A 17,955-nucleotide genomic window follows, 5' to 3' on the forward strand; every position below is an offset into this window, starting at 1 on the left:
CGCGCATACATCGAGTCGTCCGTTTCGCCGATCTCAGGCCGCCGCGTCCAGCAGCGCGTGCACCTTGGTGCGCAGCACGCTGATGCCCTCGGCGCCGCCGAGCAGGCCGCTGACGGTTTCGTTGGGCGCGCGCAGGATGCCGAGCAGTACATGCCCGGCTTCGATGCTGCGGTCCTTCCTGGCCAGCGCCTCGCGCAGGGCCAGTTCGACCACCTTCTTCGCATCGCGGGAGAACGGGATGTGGCCGAAGTTCATCCTGTCGCGCCCGCGCCCGAAGGGGCCGGGTCGCTCCTCCCTCGGCAGCGGGCGATCGAGTGCGTCGGCGCCGAAGGTGGCCTCCAGGCTCTCCCGCACCGCGTCGAGGTCGATGCCGATCGAGCGCAGCGCCTCGGCATCCTCCGCGCCGAGCGGAATCCCGTTGCCCGCCTGCCGAAGCCGCTCCATCGCGCCCTTGTGGGTGAGCCCGGCCTCGGCGAGCAATTGCTTGAGCTCGGGTTCGCCCTGCGAAAGCAGGCCGAGCAGCACGTGCTCCACCTCGATCCGCGGTGCGCGCAGCTCCCTGGCGTCCTCCTGGGCGATGACGATCGCGGTCTTCGCCGACCTGCTGAATCGTTCGAACATCAGCGGTCCCTGCCTCTCCGGTTGTATTTCTGGTGAACCGCCTGCTTGCTGACCTCCAACGCCTCCGCGATCGCCTGCCAGGACCAGCCCTGTGCGCGGGCATTGTCCACCTGGATCGCTTCAAGACGTTCGAGCAGCCGACGCAGTGCCAGCACCGCGCGCAGCCCGACCCTGGGGTCGGGGCTGCCTGCGGCGGCCGCCAGTGTGGTTGCCTCAGTCATATCGTCAATTTAAATTGACACTCGCGCGGTGTCAACAAAAATTGACGACAGAGTCGCGAGCGATCCGAAACAGCGAGCGGCCCCGCCCTCCGGATCTCCGGAAGACGGGGCCGCTCGGTCGTCGAATGGGCGCTGCTGGAACGAGATTCGGCGTCGCGGTCGGCTAACCCGACCAGGCGCCGGTGGTGAAGAACTTCTCCAGCACCGCCGCGGGCTCCGCCAGATCCAGCCCCTGCGACTGGATCCACGCATCGTCGTAATACGTTCCCGCATAACGATCTCCGCCGTCGCACAGCAGCGTCACCACGCTGCCGCTGCATCCGTCGGCGATCATCTCGGCGATGAGCGCGAAAACGCCCCACAGGTTGGTGCCGGTGGAGCCGCCGACGCGGCGGCCGAGCGCCTTACTCGCGTGCCGCATGGTCGCGATGGAGGCGGCATCGGGCACCTCGATCATCCGGTCCACCACCTGACCGACGAACGACGGCTCGACCCGCGGGCGGCCGATTCCCTCGATGCGCGAAGGCATTCCGGTCTGGTAGCCGGCATCACCGGTCTCGTAACCGCCGTAGAACGCCGAGTTCTCCGGATCGACCACCGCCAATTTCGTTGCATGCCTGCGGTATCGGATATAGCGCCCGATGGTCGCGCTGGTGCCGCCGGTGCCCGCGCCGACCACGATCCACTCGGGCACCGGATGGGACTCCAAAACCATTTGCTGGAAAATGGATTCGGCGATGTTGTTGTTGCCGCGCCAGTCGGTGGCCCGCTCGGCATTGCTGAATTGATCCATGTAGTGGCCGCCGCACTCGCGGGCCAACCGCGCCGCCTCGGTGTACATATCCGGTGGCCGCTCGACGAAATGGCAACGGCCGCCCTGCGCTTCGATGAGCGCGATCTTCTGCGGCGAGGTGCTGGCCGGCATCACCGCGATGAAATCCAGGCCGAGCAGTTTGGCGAAATACGCCTCGCTCACCGCGGTGGATCCCGACGACGCCTCCACGACGGTGGTGTTCTCGGTGACCCAGCCGTTACAGATCGCGTAAAGGAACAGCGAACGCGCGAGCCGATGTTTGAGGCTGCCGGTGATGTGGGTCGATTCATCCTTGAGGTAGAGCTGCACATCCCACTCGCGCGGCAACGGATACCTGAGCAGGTGGGTGTCGGCGCTGCGCTGGGTATCGGCATCGATCAGCCGGACCGCGTTATCCACCCAATCGCGCGGTGTGCTGCGATCACAGGATCTCATGCCTGTGCGTCCTCGCCGGATTCGCCGCGCAGCCTGGCGCGCAACTGGGCCTTGTCGTGACGGCGCTTCTCGTCCACCAGCGCGATGTCCTCGTTCACCCGCGCGCGCAGCCGCTTGAACAGCGTCAGCGATAGCGGCAGCGCGATGACCAGCGCGAACAGAATCGCGACGATCACCGGGATATCAACCTTCACCAGCTTGGCCACCAGCACGATCACCGCGGTGATGACGGCGACCAGCACCAGCCTGGCCAGGGTGTAGAGCGCGAGATTGCGGGCCAACCGCCTGCCCGCACCAGCGGGTTGCCGTTCGGGAGCACCTTGCGGTGGAGTTGCGTCACTCACGCCGACCAGCCTATGCGAAGCTGTTGCTCCGCCTCGCTCGGCTCCGCCGGTCGAGGTCGAACGCGTATCCGTTTTGTCTATTACTTCCCCTTTACCAACTGTAGGTAGTTCGAGTACCTGGGGGTCTCAGTGCAACGATGACGCCACTGATGAGGGAACTGTCGAGAACGGAGAGGTTTGCTATGACTGCGATCACCGTCGGCGGCCAGGACACTCTGCTGACACCCGGCCAAGTGGCTGCCCTGTTCCACGTCGATCCCAAGACCGTCACCCGTTGGGCCCATGCCGGGCGCCTCGGGTCGCTGCGCACACCGGGCGGACACCGTCGGTTCCGCGAATCCGAAGTCCTGCAACTGCTCAAGTCGCTGACCACGGAGGCAACCGCGCGCTGACGCCACATCGGCGCGGGCCCGTCGTGCCGGGGCCCGCGCCGATGTGGCGTACCTGCGAGGGACAGGTGCGCCGCGGAGTGGAATCACCACAGATTACGTGTCTGCGGTGTGCGTACCCCACTCACGCGGCTACCCTCGATAGCAGGAGGTGAGCGACGTGACGTACCTGTTGGCACTCATCGCGGTGGTAACCGTCGCGGTGTTGTGCTGGAAGGCGTTCGGCCCCGACAAGGCGGCCGGACCCACCGTCCCACACACGCGTTCATCCAGGCGCAAGCGCGTCATGGGGCCCGATGACGACCCCGAATTCCTCTGGCGCATCTCGCGCCAGCATCGCGACGGCGACGGTTCCAGCGACCGCTGAGCGATCGTTGCGCACATCGGGCGATGTCGTGCGTCCGCAGCAATTACCCGCTGTGACAACCGAATACGTAAATACTCCTTGACGGACCGGCTCCCGATACCGGTCCGTTTATTTTGCCGACGGTTCTCGAGAATCGAAACGATTTGCCGTGCAGTGGGATTCGAGCGGCGCACACTTCAGGAACGGCGGGACCCACCCGTTCCTGATCACAGGGGAAGAAATGTCCGATCCCATACCCCGAACCGACGAATCCGCGCCGCCCACCGACGATCCGGAGATACCCGCGCCGCCGGAGGAAACCGCCCCGACCGCCGCGGAAGAGGAGCAGCGAAAGCAGACCGCTGACGCGACATATGCCAGACAACTCGCCGTCTACGAGCGAATGGTCGAAAGAGGTAAACAGCGCGCGGCAGCTATGCGCGCCGCGGCACTGGCAGGCACCGGGGAGTTGGCTGAGAAGACCAGAAAATCGCGCTACCGGCAGTCCATCTTCGACGCCGAATACAGCCACACCTCGATACCCAAGAAGGAGTCGACCACCGGCCGGGCCGTGAAATCCCTTTGGCGGGGCAAGCGGCGGTGGGACGACGACAGCTCCGGCTACTCGACCACGCCGCTACCGGACCGGGGCGAGTTCTACCTGTGGGAATGCGTGCGCGAATGGCATGCGGACCGGCCCGACGATGACAATGAGGAACTGCACGTCTCCGACGTCTGCACCCACCTTTATCAAATGGCACACACCGGAACCGGGCCGCTGCCGCGGCTGCGATTCATGCAGGTGCAGTCGGCCGAGGCCAATGCCGAACTGGATTTCTACGGGTACATGGGGACAAAGAATCCGACCGGCCTCGGGGTGGCGCTCGGTCTACGACCCGAAGGGTCCGATGATTACTACGCGCTGCTCGGCGCGGCCAATGCGAATGCCGCGGTATTCATGGTGATCGACAGCGGGCACGAACTCGGGATCTCCGGAATCAGCGGTATCGAAGTCCGCACCGGACTGGACATCCGGTACTACTTCACCCCGCGTGCGCAGGGTCTCGGCGCGGGAAGTTCCTCGTCGTCGAGTTCGTCCTCATCAGATTCGTCATCGAAATCCGGGACCAGTTCGAGCATGACCTCGGAAGGTATGGGGCACCATTCGGAATCCAGTTCCTGAACATGCGACGGGGCCCGCGCTTCGAGCGCGGGCCCTATCCGATTCGCCGACTACTTGTCCGCGGTCAACACCCCGCCGACACCCCAGCTGTCCGCAGGGGTCTCGTGAATCCACACCTGCACGGCCTCGGCCGGAATCTCCAGCGCCTCGACGAACGCGTCCGTGATCTTGCGAACCAGATCCCGCTTCAGCTCGATGGTGCGCGGTCCCTGCTGCACGGTAACGATGGGCATGATCTTCCTCCTCAGTGAAAACTCTTGTACTCCAGCGGTTTTCGATTTTCAGTCGCTCGAACTCCGCTGTACACAGTTCACTCCGATTCGAGCCGCCGAACAATGACCACTCCGTGTATGCAGTGATCACGAATCGTGATGAACGAACATCGACGACTTCAACTGCCACCATGGGGCAATGAACGATCAGGGAAGCCCGGTCCTCTATGCCATCGTCACCGGTTCGCCCGCCGCCCGCGACGTCGGCGAACTCGTCGACCTCGCCCAGGCCGACGGCTGGGACGTCTGCGTGATCGCCTCACCCGACGGGCGACGGTTCATCGACGTCGACGCGCTCGTCGCCCAGACCGGGCACCCGGTGCGCACCCAGTACAAGGATCCGGGCACGCCGGACGTGCTTCCGCCGGCCGACGCGATGATCGCCGCCCCGATCACCTGCAATTCGTTGGCCAAGTGGGCGGCGGGCATCTCGGACACCCTGCCGCTCGGCCTGCTGGTCGAAGCGGTCGGTCTGGCCCTGCCGGTTGTCGCCGTTCCATTCTCCAGCCGGGCACACCTGAGCTTCCCGGCGATCCAGAACGCCATGCGCAGCCTCTCCGACTGGGGCGTAACGGTTCTCGGCGACGACACCCACGAGCCAGGTTCCGACGAGATCCCAATCCTGCCGTGGGACAAGGCATGGCAGGCGCTACACGCCAACCCGCGACTCACGATCGACAAGTAATCGGCCCGAAAGGTCTGGGCGACAACACGAACCACCGAGCACGATGTCCTGACGCCCACTCACCACGTACCCAGCACCGTTGGGTCCCAAGGATTTGAGAATTGATGGAACCGAACGGCCACCCGCGGCGTCCAACAGTAGTGCAGGGATCCTTCCGAGTGGATTCCGTTTCAAATGAACACCTTTCAACCAGGGGGAAGCCAAATGACGGGCAACACGAAGAGCGTCATCGGTATCGCGGGCGGTGTGCTGATGGTTCTGATTACCGCATCCGTCACGTCACCCGCGGCAGGGGCACAGCCGGGTCAGGGAAATGCGAACTGCCATGTGCAGGCCAATAATCCACACAATTCCAAGGGGACACCTTCAGACATCGTCGGCAAAGGAACCGTCAGCTGCAACCAAGCCATCGACTCCGTATTCATCGAGGTCGAATTGCAGCGGAACGAGGGCGGACAGTGGAAGAAGGTGAGCGGCGGATCGAACAACAAGACCGGCCCCAAAGCAAACGAGAGGCTTGTCGCTCAAGCGACAACGCTTTGCGCTAAGGGCGAGTACCGAACTGCGGCCCGGGGTGGCGGCGTCTACGGTGGAGTACCATCCTCGTCCAAGGCTTGGGAATATTCGCAGTCTGTCACGAATCCTTGCGGGTAACAGCGACGAGAACGTATGCGAGCGGACCGGGAGATCAGGTGGGCGGGACGGAATGGGAGATGTTCTGTTCGGAGGTCGCTGCGATCGTCGAGCGCTACGGCGTCACCATGTACACGTTTCCAGGTGTCGTCACCGTTTCATCCGACGGGCCCGCCTCGGTTGAAGATCAAGCGAGCGGGGCCAACCCCGCTGTCAGCCTCACGGATATGGGTGATTCCGCGGTGCGCATCGAAACCGGATGGTGTATCCGAGCCGTCGCCGACTACGAGATCGATGAGGAACCGTCCCAAGCGATTTCGGCCGTGGAGGCGATAATTCTGGGCAGGGCGGAGGAATACGTCATCACCGACGAAAATAGTCGCTGGGTCGGCTACGGCTGGCGCATCTGGGGTGACGGATTCGAAATGACCCAGGCCGCACAGCAAACTCGCGGCCATAAGGCGGTCCGCCGTCTCCAGGCCTGGCGATCTCAATGATGATCGTCAGCCACCGAGACCAAACCCATTGGCGCGGAGGCAATTACGGCGGGCACGTGAGCGCGGTATCGACGACGATCAATAGATCGTATCCCGATCCAGTTCTTCTCGAACGATCTCCTTGGCCCGCTCACCCAGGTCAGGTTCGGCAGTCCGTCGGATCTTGCCGAAAGATTGACCCGAGACACATGAGCGGGTCTCTGGGAGTATGTCGACGGCGGTGTTGCGGTCGTCACAACGTGGCTCTGCCGAAGCATAGTGCCAGCCGCTGAAAGAGATTCGTCCACCGCCGCAGGAAGCAGTCACGTTGTTATGAGCGAAGAGCCGACCACCATCGAACTCGACGAGGCCGTCCTCACCGGACCGCCCAAGACCCTGGCCGGCGGCCTGGTCAAAGCTGTGCGGCCACGTCAGTGGGTGAAGAACGTCCTGGTATTGGCGGCACCGCTGGCCGCGGGGACGATTCCGGGAACCGACACCTTTGCCATCTCCGACCTCACCCGCGACCTGCACATCGGTATCGCGTTCGTGGTGTTCTGCCTGGCAGCCTCGGGCATCTACCTGGTCAATGACTCCTTCGACGTCGAGGCCGACCGGGCGCATCCGATCAAGCGCTTCCGGCCGATCGCCGCCGGTGTGGTGCCGGTGAATCTGGCCTACGCGGTGTCGGTGGTGTTGCTGACCGGCTCGATCCTCCTTTCGTTCGTGGCGACATGGCAGCTGGCCCTGGTGATGGCGGTCTACATCGGCATCCAGCTCGCGTACTGCTTCGGGCTCAAACATCAGGCAGTGCTCGATATCTGCATCGTGTCCTCGGGCTTCCTGCTGCGCGCGGTCGCCGGTGGTGCGGCGGCCAATATCCATCTGTCACAATGGTTTCTGCTGATCGCGGCCTTCGGCTCACTGTTCATGGCCGCAGGCAAGCGCTACGCCGAGCTGAAGATCGCCCTCGACACCGGCGCCAAGATCCGCAAGTCGCTGCAGTTCTACACGCCCACCTATCTGCGCTTCGTCTGGACCCTGTCGGGTACGGCGGTCGTCGTCTTCTACGGGCTCTGGGCGTTCGAGGCCGATCACAAAGACAACCCTTGGTTCGCAGTCTCGATGATTCCCTTCACGATCAGCATCCTGCGGTACGCCGTCGACGTCGACGGGGCCGGAGCCGGTGAACCCGAAGAGATCGTGCTGAGCGACCGCACTCTGCAGGTATTGGCCCTGGCGTGTGTCGCAGCAATCGGTCTGGCCGTCTACCTGACCTGAGCAGACCACTCGGCGCCTGGTCGCACCACGAGCGGTCCGCACGACAACCTGAAATCGGCAGGTGCGTGCGTTGGAAGACCGTGCCGCTCAACTGATCTGAGCGGTTGATCGACGCGCGCCATGCGGCATTGTGTTGCGTTGCGCCGCGGGCGTGACCCCGTCCATGGTGGATTTTCCGTTGCTGTGGCAGGGGCGTTTTGTGATGATCGTCGGCATGGTTGAGGGGGTGATGAGTCCCGACGAGGCGTTGGTCGCGCTGCACACGTCGTTGGACGCACGCTATCGACCGGAGTCGGTGGCGTTACTCGCCTGGTATTGCTTGAAGGATGTTCTGGGGGAGGCCGAGCGCAGCAGGTTGGCTCGGGTCGCGCGTGCCGCAGGCCGGTGGAACGGATTGAGTTCCATGACAGAGGATTTCGCGCGGCCGGTGGATGGTTCTCGGCAAGTCGCGGCCATCAGCCGGTTGTTCGGGGTCGAGTCGGGTGTCGATGCCGATGCTCCCGCCTCCCTGTTGGCATTCGCGCGGTCGGTCGGTGCGGAAATCGGCTTCGATCCGTATTGGACGGACTTTCTCACCCATCGACTCAACCGGCAAGCCCGGGCGGCTGCGGGGATCGAGATCTCCAAGCGGCAGTACAACCGGAGATTCCGTGCGCTGCAACGGTTGACAGCCAAGGCCGACAAGCTCTCGAGGGAGCAGGACAAGCGGCACCTCACCCTGGTGGCACGGTCCGGGTTCGCTGCCGAGATCACGCTGGGCCGGTTCCGCGCCGACCCGAACGCGGCATGCTTCGTGGCCTATTACACGGCCAACCGCAAGCTCCGCCGCGCGTTCACTTTGTCCGGACGCGACAACCCCTTCGACGAGATCGCCGAACTTCTCTTCGCCCGATGCCGTAACAACCCCGACACCAACTGGTGGATGGTGGCCCAGGCCTACGCGACACGGGAGGTACTCGACCAACTCACCGACGACCAACGCGGTCAGCTGCTGGGCCGGTGGTCCGCGGTGATGCGTCGGACGGGCCAGATGCTGGAAAGTGTGTGGTCGGCAAGCGAATTCGACCGAGTCGGCATGGTGGTGCGCCGCGGCAATGATTCCTCGACATGGAATCTGCTGTGCGGGGCCTACAACACGGCACGGGCGGCGTGGCTGTCGTGCCTGACGGCCAGCGGTGCGGACGGTCTGCTGGAAATCTCCTGCCCAGGCAAGCGATGATGATCGTCAGCCACCGAGACCAAACCCATTGGCGCGGGGGCAATTACGACGGGCGCGCGGGCACGTGAGCGTCTAGACACCGCAGACGCGGTAGATCGCTAAGGAACCAGCAACAGTTGGCCGACCTTGGACCGGACAACGGAGAAATGCTTGCGGTCGAGAGTGGCGACCGCAGTGATCGGGAAGCGTTCGGCTACGGCGATAACGGAGGCATCGACCGTGCCCAACGGCAGATCAGAATACTTGTCGACGAGCTCACAGATCCGCTCCAGATCCTCGGACGTCGTATCAATGACGGTGTACGTTCCTTCGGCTACGTCTCGTAGGAAGGCCGACTCAGCAGTCGTACCGCAACGACGTTCCAGCAAAATGGCCGCCTCCGTGAACACCGGTGCCGGCACGAGGAGCGGGCCGGGTGCATTCGTCAGCAGCTCCCGCTTATTGACCCAGGGCGACGATCGGGCCGGTATCGACGACGATCACTAGATCGTGCCCCGATCCAGTTCTTCTCGAACGATCTCCTTAGCCCGCTCACCCAGGTCAGGTTCGGCAGACACAATGCCGTCGCTGTGGAAAGTACGACGGCCGGATTTCCGGACCAGCTGACGCAGCAACGCGGCCGCGGCCGGTACATGATCATCGGGCACAGCCTCGGCCAACCGGAGGAGTTCCTCATGACTGGCACGCATGATCACAGTGTATGCCGTGCGAAGCCGAGTCCGACGGCCCGGCGGGGTCCCCCTCTCTCAGTTGAGGCCCGCGTACGAGTGCAGGCCGCTCACCACGATGTTGATGATGAACAGGTTGAACAGCATGGCGACGAAGCCGGCGGCGTTGATCCAGGCGGCTTTGGTGTCGCGCCAGCCGGAGGTGGCGCGGGCGTGCAGGTAGGCGGCGTAGAGGACCCAGGCGATGAAGGAGCAGGTTTCTTTGGGGTCCCAGCCCCAGAAGCGGCCCCAGGCGGCCTCGGCCCAGATGGCACCGAGGATGATGCCGGCGCTGAAGAGGGGGAAGCCGATGATGGTGGTTTTGTAGGCGAGGCGGTCGAGGGTTTGCGCGTCAGGGAGGCGACGGGCGATGGCGCCGAACACATTCGAGGATTCGTGGCCGTCGGACTGACGCACCCGGTACAGGAACAGCATGCTGCAGACGCTGGAGAACATGAAGATGCCGCTGCCGACGCTGACGATGGTGACGTGCAGCGGCAGCCAGTACGACTTGAGCGCGGGCACCACGGGGGCGGCGTCGGCGTAGAGCACGGTTCCGGCGAGGAACATCAGGATCAGCACCGGGACGAGCAGGAAGACGAACATCGACCGGAATCGCTGCTCGCGCAGGAAGATCAGGCCCATCACCATTGCCGCGCCGGTCGCCATGGTGACGAATTCGTACATGTTGCCGAGCGGGAAGCGGTGGGTTGCGAAGCCGCGCAACACGATTGCCGCGATGTGCAGCACCACCGCGACGTGCAGCACGGAGAAGCCCATATTGCCGTACCGCTCGGAAAGCGGTGTGCCCTCCGGTGTTTCGACCCGGCCCGGCACCGCGGGATCCGGCGCGGGCCCGCCGGAGCCGACCAGTTCCCGTTCGAGCACCCGTTTGGTCTGCGCCGACGCGTACTGCACGATCAGCAGCACCAGCACGAGCGCGTAGACGACGATCGCGGTTTTGAACGCGAAATCGCTGTAGCGGGCCAGGGTTTCGTCGATCGGCATGGTCATTCTCCCGTGGTTTTCGCCGCGGTCGGCGGGGCGTCGTCGAGCAGCCGGGCGCGCAGGCGGTCGAATTCGCCGCCCCAACCGGCCTGGTCACTTCTGGCCAGCCCGCCCATCTCTACTACAGTGCGTCGTTGGTCGACGGTACTCGCTTCGTCGGCGGCCGGATAGGCGCGCAGCCAGATCCGGCGCCGCTTGACGACCAGCGAGACCAGCAGTCCACCCAGCAGCGTTATCGCGGTGACCAGCACCCAGTTCTGCGCCGGATCGTGCGAGACCTGGAGATTCACGAATTCCTTCGCGCCGTCGAAGCTCACCTTGGTGCCGTTGGACAGCGTGGTCGACTCACCGGGGCGCAGGTTGACCCGCGCCTCCTTCGTCAAGCGGTGCTGACGCTCCAGTTCCGGATCCAGCGCGAAGATCGACTGCGGCCTACCGGTGTCCAAACCGGTGTCGCCGCGGTAGATGTCGACCGCAACCGCCGGATCGTCCATCTTCGGATACGCGGAGCTCAGCAAGGTGCCCTGGGGTCCGCCCAGCAACGCGGTCGGCGCGAACAGACCCTCGATGGCGATCTGGTTCTTGCGCCGCTCCTCGTCGCTGGTGTACATGCCGCCGGGCGGGTCGATGCGCAGCACACCGCTGGACAGGAAGGTGCTCGCGTTATCCGGCCGCCACTGCACGGTCTCGGTGCGGGTCTGGCCGTTCGGGAAGGTCACCGTGAAGGTCGGCGCGAAACCGTGGCCCTGCAAGTAGATTCGGTCGCCGCCGACGCGCAGCGGGTGGTTCACCTGGATGGTGGTGTCGCGCCAGGTATTGCTCCGCAGATCGCCGCCGGCCTGGTAGGAGATGTTCGAGGTGAACATCTCGGCCTGACCGTTCTTCAGATAGTCGGCCTTGAAATCCTTGACCCGCACGCAGATCGGGGTCATGCCGGTGCCGTCGTTGACATTGCCCGCCCGGAAGGAGTCGAACACCGCGGGCGAGGTGGTGCAGAAGCCGGGACCGTTGTCCGCGATGACGATGACATTGCCCTCGTATCCGAACAGCTTGCCGGCGGCGAAGGCGACCAACAGCCCGACCAGCGACAGATGGAAGACCAGGTTGCCGAATTCGCGCAGATAGCCCTTCTCGGCGGAGAGCGTGACCTCACCGTCCCGCTCGCCCGGCCGCACCTCGACGCGCCAGCCGCGTAATTGCTTGCGCGCGTTGCCGATAACCTCATCCGGCGATCGCTCGGCCGAGGTGGCGAAATGGTGCGGCAGCCGGGAAAGGTTGCGCGGGGCCCGAACCGGCGGTGTGCGCAACGCCCGGTAATGGTCGTAGACGCGCGGCACGACACAGCCGACGAGCGAAATGAAAAGCAGCACATAGATTGCCGTGAACCAGAAGCTGCCGAAGACGTCGAACAGCTGGAACCGGTCCATCCACGGGCCGAGCGTCGGCCGGTCGGCCAAGTACTGCGCCACCTTCTGCGCGTTGAGGCTGCGCTGCGGCAGCAGGGCGCCGGGGATGGCGGCGAGCGCGAGCAGGAACAGCAGCACCAGCGCGGTCCGCATGCTGGTGAGCCCGCGCCAGGTATTGCGCACCAGCGCCCAAGCCCGGCCGGGCAGCGACTGCCGAGGGGGTGTCGGTCGGATGTCGGTTCGGTCCAGCACGGTCATATCGGCAGGGTCACCTCGGAGACGAACGCATCACGGATCCAGGCCACGAACTGATCCCAGGCGCCGGTCACCAGCGCGACGCCGACCGCGACCAGCAGCAGGCCGCCGATGATCTGGATGATCCTGGAGTTGCGGCGCAGCCAGCCGACCCCGCGCAGCGCGCTGGCCGAGCCGAAGGCCAGGATCACGAACGGCAGCCCGAGGCCGAGGCAGTAGGCGACGATCAGTGCGACGCCGCGGACGGCGGTGGTGCCCTGGGTGCCCGCGGACACCGCCATCACACCGGACAATGTGGGCCCGAGGCACGGTGTCCAGCCGAGTGCGAATACCGCGCCGAGCAGCGGCGCGCCCGCGATGCTGGTGAGCCTGCGCGGTTCCATCCTGGTGTCGCGCTGCAGCGCCGGGATCAGGCCGATGAACACCAGTCCCATCAGAATGGTGACCACACCGCCGATGCGTTGCAGCAGTTCACGATTCACGTTCAGCGTCTGGATGACGCCGAAGACCGTCGCGGTGGCGAGGACGAACACCACGGTGAAGCCCGCGACGAACAGTCCGGCGGCGCCCGCCACCCGCAGCCGCCCGGACCGCTGCGTATTACGAACCGCCACAGTGTTTTTCGCCTCGGCAACGGTGACGGGCGGCGCCTCCGCGCCGACCAGTCCGGCCAGATACGACAGATATCCGGGCACCAGCGGCACCACACACGGCGAGGCGAACGACACCAACCCCGCGAGCAGGCAGGCGCCGACGGCCAGCAGCAGCGGCCCGGTGGCCGCCGTCTGCTGGAACGAATCCCCAACGCCCGCAAGCACTGTCACGCTCATGCCGGACCCTCGTCGGCCAGCCGCCGCACCACCGGATCGAGATCCTGCGGCAGCAGCGTCTTCAGGAAGACCGCGGCCACCCGATGCTGCCGATCCAGTACGAGCGTGGTCGGGATGACGCTGGTCGGGAAGTTACCGCCCAGTGCGAGCAGGGTGCGCATCGACGGGTCGTAGATCGACGGATAGCCGATCTTGTTGCTGACCACGAAGTCCTGCGCCTTGTCCTGCTCGGGATCGCGAATGTTGATGCCCAGGAAGGCAACTCCCCGGTCCTTGTTCTCCGAGTAGACCTTCTCCAGCGCGGGCGCCTCGCCGCGGCACGGCCCGCACCACTGCCCCCACAGGTTCAAAACCACGACCTGGCCGGGAAAGTCGTCGACGGAGGTGGTTTTGCCCGCCGTCATCAGATCGGGCCCGGCCAACTTGCCGATGGTGCCGCGCGAGGACGGCGGATCGTAGAAGATCTCGGTTTTCCCGCCCGGCGAAACGAATTGGAAGGTGCCGCCGCCGGTGGCCACCGCGTCTTTGCCGGAGCAGCCCGCGAGCGCGGCGACCAGCGCGACGCACGCGAGCAGAACCGGCGCGAACCGCCGGGCCGACCGGGACACGGTGGCGGCTCTCATGCGCCGTGCACCGCGGGATCCGAACCGCCCGCCGGCTCCGAATACACGATGTCGACCAGCGTATCCCCTTGGTAGACAAGGGAAGTCAACGACGCGAGGGAGCACTGCCTGCTGCGCGGATCGTGCCAGAGCCGCTGCCCCTGCAGGAATCGGCGCAGCGTCCACACCGGCAGCTGATGTGAGACGAGCACCGCCTCGCGCCCGGCCGCCTCCACCCGCGCCTTGTTCACCGCGGCCAGCATGCGGTGCGCGATCTGCAGATACGGCTCGCCCCAGGACGGAGTGAACGGATCGCGCAGCTTCCACCAGTGCCTCGGCTTGCGCAGCGCGCCGTCGCCGACCGAAACCCGCAGGCCCTCGAAGGTATTGCCGGCCTCGATCAAATTCTCGTCGGTGCGCACCAGCAGTTTGTGCTCGGCGGCGATCGGCTCGGCGGTCTCCTGCGCGCGCTGCAGCGGCGAGGCGATCACCAGGGCGATGTCGTGGTCGGCGAGCGCGCGGGCGACCGCCGCGGCCTGCGCGCGGCCGGTCACCGACAGGCTGAAGCCCGGAAGACGGCCGTAGAGAATGCCTTTCGGGTTGTGCACCTCGCCGTGCCGGAGCACGTGCACGATCGTCTCGACGGGTTCGGATTCCGGCTGCGGGGCGTTATCGGATCCGAGCGCTGGTTCACGCTCGGATCGGGAAAGTTCGTGCTCGGAACTCACGCGATTCCTTCGGGGGTGGCGGCCGCGGCCGCGTGTGCGGCCGCGGGCAGAGCGGCGGCGATTCGGTCGAACGCGTCCTCGTCGAGCGCCGCGGAGACGAACCAGGTCTCGAACGCGCTCGGCGGCGCGTAGACACCGCCGTCGAGCAGTGCGTGGAAGAAATCCGGATAGCGCCAGGTCTGGCTGGCCTTGGCGGATGCGTAGTCGGTGACCGGGCGGTCGGCGAAGGACACGCTCACCATATTGCCCGCGAACTGCACCTGATGCTCGACCCCAGCGGCCGAGAGCGCCTCGTGGAACAGACCGCCGAGCCGCTCGGCATTGCGGTCGAGCGCCGCGTACACCGCGTCGTCGGCGGCGCGCAGCGTCGCCAGACCCGCGGCCACCGCGACCGGATTACCGGAGAGGGTGCCCGCCTGATAGACCGGCCCGAGCGGGGCCAGGTGGTTCATGATCTCGGCGCGGCCGCCGAACGCGGCGGCGGGCAGACCGCCGCTCATCACCTTGCCGAAGGTGTACAGATCGCCCGCGACCCCGTCGCGCCCGAACCAACCGGAGCGGCTCACCCGGAATCCGGTCATCACCTCGTCCATGATGAGCAGCGCGCCGTTGGCGGCGGTCAGCTCGCGCAGGCCGGCGTTGAAGCCGGGCAGCGGCGCCACCGTGCCCATATTGCCCGCGGCCGCCTCGGTGATCACGCAGGCGATCGCACCCGGATGCGCGGCGAAAGCGGCGGCGACGGCGTCGAGGTCGTTATACGGCAGCACGATGGTGTCGGCCGCCTGCGCGCCGGTGACACCGGGCGAGGTGGGCAGGCCGAGGGTCGCGACGCCCGAACCCGCGTCGGCGAGCAGCGCGTCGACATGCCCGTGGTAGCAGCCGGAGAATTTGATGACCTTGGCGCGCCCGGTGAATCCGCGGGCCAACCGGACCGCGCTCATGGTGGCCTCGGTACCGGAGTTGACCAGCCGCACCCGGTCCACCGGCGCCACCCGCTCGGCGATGAGCTCGGCCAGTTCGATTTCGGCCTCGGTCGGCGCGCCGAAGGACAGCCCGCCCGCGGCGGCGCGCTGCACGGCCTCGACGACGGCCGGGTGCGCGTGGCCGAGAATCATCGGACCCCAGGAGCACACCAGGTCCACGTATTCGTTGCCATCGGCGTCCACCAGGGTGTAGCCGTTCGCGGCGGCAATGAATCGCGGTGTGCCGCCGACGGATTTGAATGCCCGGACCGGGGAGTTGACGCCGCCGGGAATAACCGAACAAGCCCGTTCGAAGAGCTGAGCGGAAACCGGTACCGATGCCCTGGTCGCGCGCGGAGAAGAACTCACGCGAACCAGTCTGTCAGCTCACCGCGATCGAGTCGACGACAGGGTGTAGTGGAGGTGACCCAGACCGCAACACGCCGAACCCGATTTGGGCGGAATATTGATCGCTGATGGTTTGCCAATGCGTAAGGTTCCGGTCCGTACGCAAACCATCGGCCGGGAGGGACACCATGCGGATCGCCATTGTCAGCGCGGCCTTCGTCGCATTAGCCGCCAGCTTCGGCGCGGGCGCCGCCGCGGCGGCCGACCCGGTGAGTCAGCCGGATCGCGTCGGGCTGCGGTTGAGCCACGGCGAAACCCTGGGGCTTTCCGACGGACCGCTGCCCGCCATCGTGACGATGATGGTGCCGCTCAACCGAATCGGCGCCGGCCTCAAGGGCGACACCAAGATCTTCCGCGACGATCAGGGCGGCGTGCACGCATCGCTGCGCCAGATCATCATGGAGGCGGCCGACCACCCCGACGGCACCGTCACCATCTACCTGAACGCGCCCGGCACCCGCAACGGACGGGTGCTGGACGTTTACCAAAACTGGCAGTGACCCGCTACGTGTACATGCACGGCACCGAGGGCAGCACCGAATGCAGCATGCACATGAACTGGTTGTACGGTCCCGCCGAACCCGATTCGGGCACGAAGTCCAGGGTCGGCCGCGCCGACTGAACGGCCTGGCCGCCCGCGGTCCGCTCCAGCGGCAATCCCGGATTCGCCGCGGCGGGGCCCGCGCCTATCCCGATCACGGCCGCCACCGCGACCGCCGCACCCAACTGACCGACCAACCGCTTCACCAGGTAAACCCTTCGTTTGCCGCTTGACCATCGCGCGGCCGAAATACACACGGCCGCACGGATATTCCGGAAATCGCAGCGGCGGTGCCGCGGCGATCACGTGCACGCTACCCGTGATCGCCGGACGAATGAAGTGGCAATTTCGCACCGCGCTCAGCTCTGCGCGGTGATGCCGACGCACCACAGTGCGAACCCGGTGGTGAACAGGCAATCCAACGGTGCGGGCAGCACATGCAGCAGCGGTGCGGGCGGTGCGAGGTAGACGACCGGCGAGCGGGCCGGGCCGGCAACTGGATCAGCGGCCGCCGGAGCCGCACAGGCCGCGCCGAGTAGACCGGCCGCCACCACCCCGATCAGGTATTTCCGTACATGGGCTGTGGACTTCATGGATTCGATATTCCCGCGAACCCGGCGCGAAAACGATCAAATGCGCGTATCGGCCGCTACGTCGGAGCGAACAATCCGGGCCGCGCGGGCGATACCGTCGATCGCGACGACGCCGCCGACCGTCACGAGTACCGCCGCCAGCAGCAGCCACGGCGCGGCATACCGGGTCGCCTCGAAGCCGGGCGTGTCGCCCGACCGCGCGAACACCGTCGTATGCAGGCCGCAGCGCCAGCTCAACACCGCGCCCACGAGGCACAGCACCGCGACGACCACGTCCGTCGCGAGCAGCAGCGAGTTCCTCACCGGTCGACTCCGTTCCGCTCCAGCGCCTCGGTCAGCGCGGCACGCAGGCCGCGGTGGTCGCGCGCCCACGCCTGCACCAATCCGCCGTCCGCGAGTCGCAGCCCGATACCCTTGCGCCGCCGCGGCACCCCGGTGAGCTCACCGAGCGCCCGCGCCGACTCCCATTCCGCATCCTTCTTGGCGTGCTCGTCGCGCTCGGGCAGCACCTCGGCGATCGTATCGAGCGGCAGCGTCTCGGTGCCATCGCGCAGCGCGGTATCGGTGAGTTCGACGCTGACGTGCCTGCGCCCGGCGACCACCTGCAGCGCGACGAATCCGGCGATCAGCGCGGCGCAGAAGATCAGCGCGAACCAGTGGATATCGGTGCCGGTGGCCACCTCCATCAGGAGTACCGCCAGGCATAGCAGCGGCCCATAGGCCACCGCGCGCCAGCGGGCGCCCGGCTCGGAAAATAGGACGACGGAGGCGGATTCGGTCACACGGCACTTCCGGGAACCGGCACGCGGCGATCCATCGAACGAGGGCTCAGCGAGTCAGACTCGGCAGCAACAACACCGCAATGGTGACGAGACCGAAGAGGACCAGCAGGCTCAGCACGGCCAACTCCCGCCGAATGCTCTGCGGCTGTTGAATGACCACGCGCATCGAAGCCTCCGATCATCCGGAGCGTCTGCCGAACAAACGACTTCCGGT

The 17,955-nt window shown here is 65.8% G+C and carries 26 protein-coding genes; 9 read left to right on the top strand and 17 right to left on the bottom strand.

Features of this window, described 5'->3' with window-relative positions:
* Positions 1 to 33 precede the first annotated feature (33 nt).
* The 4 genes from LGY53_RS38320 to LGY53_RS38335 all read right to left on the bottom strand — a co-directional run bounded on the left by LGY53_RS38320 (position 34) and on the right by LGY53_RS38335 (position 2,435).
* On the bottom strand, positions 34 to 621 hold the full coding sequence (locus LGY53_RS38320) for a Clp protease N-terminal domain-containing protein (protein WP_225731582.1): 588 nt from the start codon (positions 619 to 621) through the stop codon (positions 34 to 36).
* Positions 621 to 842: a helix-turn-helix domain-containing protein gene (locus tag LGY53_RS38325; RefSeq protein WP_225731583.1), complete on the bottom strand. Its 222-nt coding sequence runs from the start codon at positions 840 to 842 to the stop codon at positions 621 to 623. Before LGY53_RS38325 ends, LGY53_RS38320 begins: the two co-directional genes overlap by 1 nt.
* 163 nt (positions 843 to 1,005) lie before the next feature.
* Positions 1,006 to 2,091, bottom strand: coding sequence for a PLP-dependent cysteine synthase family protein (locus tag LGY53_RS38330; RefSeq protein WP_225731584.1), 1,086 nt, complete (start codon positions 2,089 to 2,091; stop codon positions 1,006 to 1,008).
* Positions 2,088 to 2,435 (bottom strand): DUF4229 domain-containing protein, encoded by a 348-nt coding sequence (locus tag LGY53_RS38335; RefSeq protein ID WP_225731585.1) that lies wholly within the window; start codon positions 2,433 to 2,435, stop codon positions 2,088 to 2,090. The genes LGY53_RS38330 and LGY53_RS38335 overlap by 4 nt, the downstream gene beginning before the upstream one ends.
* A 182-nt stretch (positions 2,436 to 2,617) precedes the next feature.
* Between LGY53_RS38335 and LGY53_RS38340 the strand changes: the two genes are divergently transcribed.
* The 3 genes from LGY53_RS38340 (at position 2,618) to LGY53_RS38350 (ending at position 4,353) form a co-directional block, all read left to right on the top strand.
* The gene (locus LGY53_RS38340; protein WP_040783886.1) at positions 2,618 to 2,827 is read left to right on the top strand and encodes a BldC family transcriptional regulator; all 210 of its coding nucleotides are present in this window, start codon (positions 2,618 to 2,620) and stop codon (positions 2,825 to 2,827) included.
* Between the two features lie 157 nt (positions 2,828 to 2,984).
* Positions 2,985 to 3,191: a hypothetical protein gene (locus LGY53_RS38345; RefSeq protein WP_225731586.1), complete on the top strand. Its 207-nt coding sequence runs from the start codon at positions 2,985 to 2,987 to the stop codon at positions 3,189 to 3,191.
* A gap of 220 nt (positions 3,192 to 3,411) precedes the next feature.
* A complete protein-coding gene (locus LGY53_RS38350; RefSeq protein ID WP_225731587.1) occupies positions 3,412 to 4,353 on the top strand; it encodes a hypothetical protein in 942 nt (313 codons plus the stop codon).
* Between the two features lie 50 nt (positions 4,354 to 4,403).
* Here LGY53_RS38350 and dmpI read toward each other — a convergent pair whose 3' ends face one another.
* Positions 4,404 to 4,586, bottom strand: a complete 183-nt coding sequence (gene dmpI, locus LGY53_RS38355) for a 4-oxalocrotonate tautomerase DmpI (RefSeq protein WP_225731588.1) — start codon at positions 4,584 to 4,586, stop codon at positions 4,404 to 4,406.
* Positions 4,587 to 4,764: 178 nt separating this feature from the next.
* Between dmpI and LGY53_RS38360 the strand changes: the two genes are divergently transcribed.
* From LGY53_RS38360 to LGY53_RS38380, 5 genes are all read left to right on the top strand, one after another.
* Positions 4,765 to 5,310: a flavoprotein gene (locus LGY53_RS38360; RefSeq protein ID WP_225731589.1), complete on the top strand. Its 546-nt coding sequence runs from the start codon at positions 4,765 to 4,767 to the stop codon at positions 5,308 to 5,310.
* A 204-nt stretch (positions 5,311 to 5,514) separates the two neighbouring features.
* Positions 5,515 to 5,964 (top strand): hypothetical protein, encoded by a 450-nt coding sequence (locus LGY53_RS38365; protein ID WP_225731590.1) that lies wholly within the window; start codon positions 5,515 to 5,517, stop codon positions 5,962 to 5,964.
* Positions 5,965 to 6,002: 38 nt separating this feature from the next.
* A complete protein-coding gene (locus LGY53_RS38370; protein ID WP_225731591.1) occupies positions 6,003 to 6,440 on the top strand; it encodes a hypothetical protein in 438 nt (145 codons plus the stop codon).
* Between the two features lie 312 nt (positions 6,441 to 6,752).
* Positions 6,753 to 7,700, top strand: a complete 948-nt coding sequence (locus tag LGY53_RS38375; protein ID WP_225731592.1) for a decaprenyl-phosphate phosphoribosyltransferase — start codon at positions 6,753 to 6,755, stop codon at positions 7,698 to 7,700.
* A 214-nt stretch (positions 7,701 to 7,914) separates the two neighbouring features.
* Complete coding sequence (locus tag LGY53_RS38380) at positions 7,915 to 8,919, top strand: hypothetical protein (RefSeq protein WP_225731593.1); 1,005 nt, start codon at positions 7,915 to 7,917, stop codon at positions 8,917 to 8,919.
* A 98-nt stretch (positions 8,920 to 9,017) separates the two neighbouring features.
* Here LGY53_RS38380 and LGY53_RS38385 read toward each other — a convergent pair whose 3' ends face one another.
* The 8 genes from LGY53_RS38385 to hemL form a co-directional block, all read right to left on the bottom strand.
* Positions 9,018 to 9,308, bottom strand: coding sequence for a PIN domain-containing protein (locus LGY53_RS38385; RefSeq protein WP_308103066.1), 291 nt, complete (start codon positions 9,306 to 9,308; stop codon positions 9,018 to 9,020).
* Between the two features lie 93 nt (positions 9,309 to 9,401).
* A complete protein-coding gene (locus LGY53_RS38390; RefSeq protein WP_225731594.1) occupies positions 9,402 to 9,608 on the bottom strand; it encodes a hypothetical protein in 207 nt (68 codons plus the stop codon).
* Between the two features lie 57 nt (positions 9,609 to 9,665).
* Positions 9,666 to 10,634: a c-type cytochrome biogenesis protein CcsB gene (gene ccsB / locus LGY53_RS38395; protein ID WP_225731649.1), complete on the bottom strand. Its 969-nt coding sequence runs from the start codon at positions 10,632 to 10,634 to the stop codon at positions 9,666 to 9,668.
* A gap of 2 nt (positions 10,635 to 10,636) precedes the next feature.
* Positions 10,637 to 12,298: a cytochrome c biogenesis protein ResB gene (locus tag LGY53_RS38400; protein WP_225731595.1), complete on the bottom strand. Its 1,662-nt coding sequence runs from the start codon at positions 12,296 to 12,298 to the stop codon at positions 10,637 to 10,639.
* A complete protein-coding gene (locus LGY53_RS38405) occupies positions 12,295 to 13,125 on the bottom strand; it encodes a cytochrome c biogenesis CcdA family protein (RefSeq protein WP_225731596.1) in 831 nt (276 codons plus the stop codon). The genes LGY53_RS38400 and LGY53_RS38405 overlap by 4 nt, the downstream gene beginning before the upstream one ends.
* Positions 13,122 to 13,748: a TlpA disulfide reductase family protein gene (locus LGY53_RS38410; protein ID WP_167478203.1), complete on the bottom strand. Its 627-nt coding sequence runs from the start codon at positions 13,746 to 13,748 to the stop codon at positions 13,122 to 13,124. The genes LGY53_RS38405 and LGY53_RS38410 overlap by 4 nt, the downstream gene beginning before the upstream one ends.
* Positions 13,745 to 14,362 (bottom strand): histidine phosphatase family protein, encoded by a 618-nt coding sequence (locus tag LGY53_RS38415; RefSeq protein WP_167479861.1) that lies wholly within the window; start codon positions 14,360 to 14,362, stop codon positions 13,745 to 13,747. Before LGY53_RS38415 ends, LGY53_RS38410 begins: the two co-directional genes overlap by 4 nt.
* A gap of 89 nt (positions 14,363 to 14,451) precedes the next feature.
* A complete protein-coding gene (gene hemL, locus LGY53_RS38420) occupies positions 14,452 to 15,786 on the bottom strand; it encodes a glutamate-1-semialdehyde 2,1-aminomutase (protein ID WP_225731597.1) in 1,335 nt (444 codons plus the stop codon).
* Positions 15,787 to 15,953: 167 nt separating this feature from the next.
* On the opposite strand from hemL, the gene LGY53_RS38425 reads away from it, so the two are divergent.
* Entirely contained in the window at positions 15,954 to 16,325 is a 372-nt protein-coding gene (locus LGY53_RS38425) for a hypothetical protein (protein ID WP_167478205.1), read from the top strand.
* Positions 16,326 to 16,329: 4 nt separating this feature from the next.
* Here LGY53_RS38425 and LGY53_RS38430 read toward each other — a convergent pair whose 3' ends face one another.
* From LGY53_RS38430 to LGY53_RS38445, 4 genes are all read right to left on the bottom strand, one after another.
* Entirely contained in the window at positions 16,330 to 16,572 is a 243-nt protein-coding gene (locus LGY53_RS38430) for a hypothetical protein (RefSeq protein WP_225731598.1), read from the bottom strand.
* A gap of 153 nt (positions 16,573 to 16,725) precedes the next feature.
* Entirely contained in the window at positions 16,726 to 16,959 is a 234-nt protein-coding gene (locus LGY53_RS38435) for a hypothetical protein (protein WP_225731599.1), read from the bottom strand.
* A 36-nt stretch (positions 16,960 to 16,995) separates the two neighbouring features.
* The gene (locus tag LGY53_RS38440) at positions 16,996 to 17,262 is read right to left on the bottom strand and encodes a hypothetical protein (protein ID WP_225731600.1); all 267 of its coding nucleotides are present in this window, start codon (positions 17,260 to 17,262) and stop codon (positions 16,996 to 16,998) included.
* Positions 17,259 to 17,741 carry a DUF3093 family protein gene (locus LGY53_RS38445; RefSeq protein WP_225731601.1) on the bottom strand — a complete coding sequence of 161 codons (483 nt, stop codon included), beginning with the start codon at positions 17,739 to 17,741 and terminating at the stop codon, positions 17,259 to 17,261. The genes LGY53_RS38440 and LGY53_RS38445 overlap by 4 nt, the downstream gene beginning before the upstream one ends.
* Positions 17,742 to 17,955: the final 214 nt, after the last annotated feature.

This window comes from Nocardia sp. JCM 34519.1 (assembly GCF_020361265.1).
In the GTDB taxonomy this organism is placed as follows: domain Bacteria; phylum Actinomycetota; class Actinomycetes; order Mycobacteriales; family Mycobacteriaceae; genus Nocardia; species Nocardia arthritidis_A.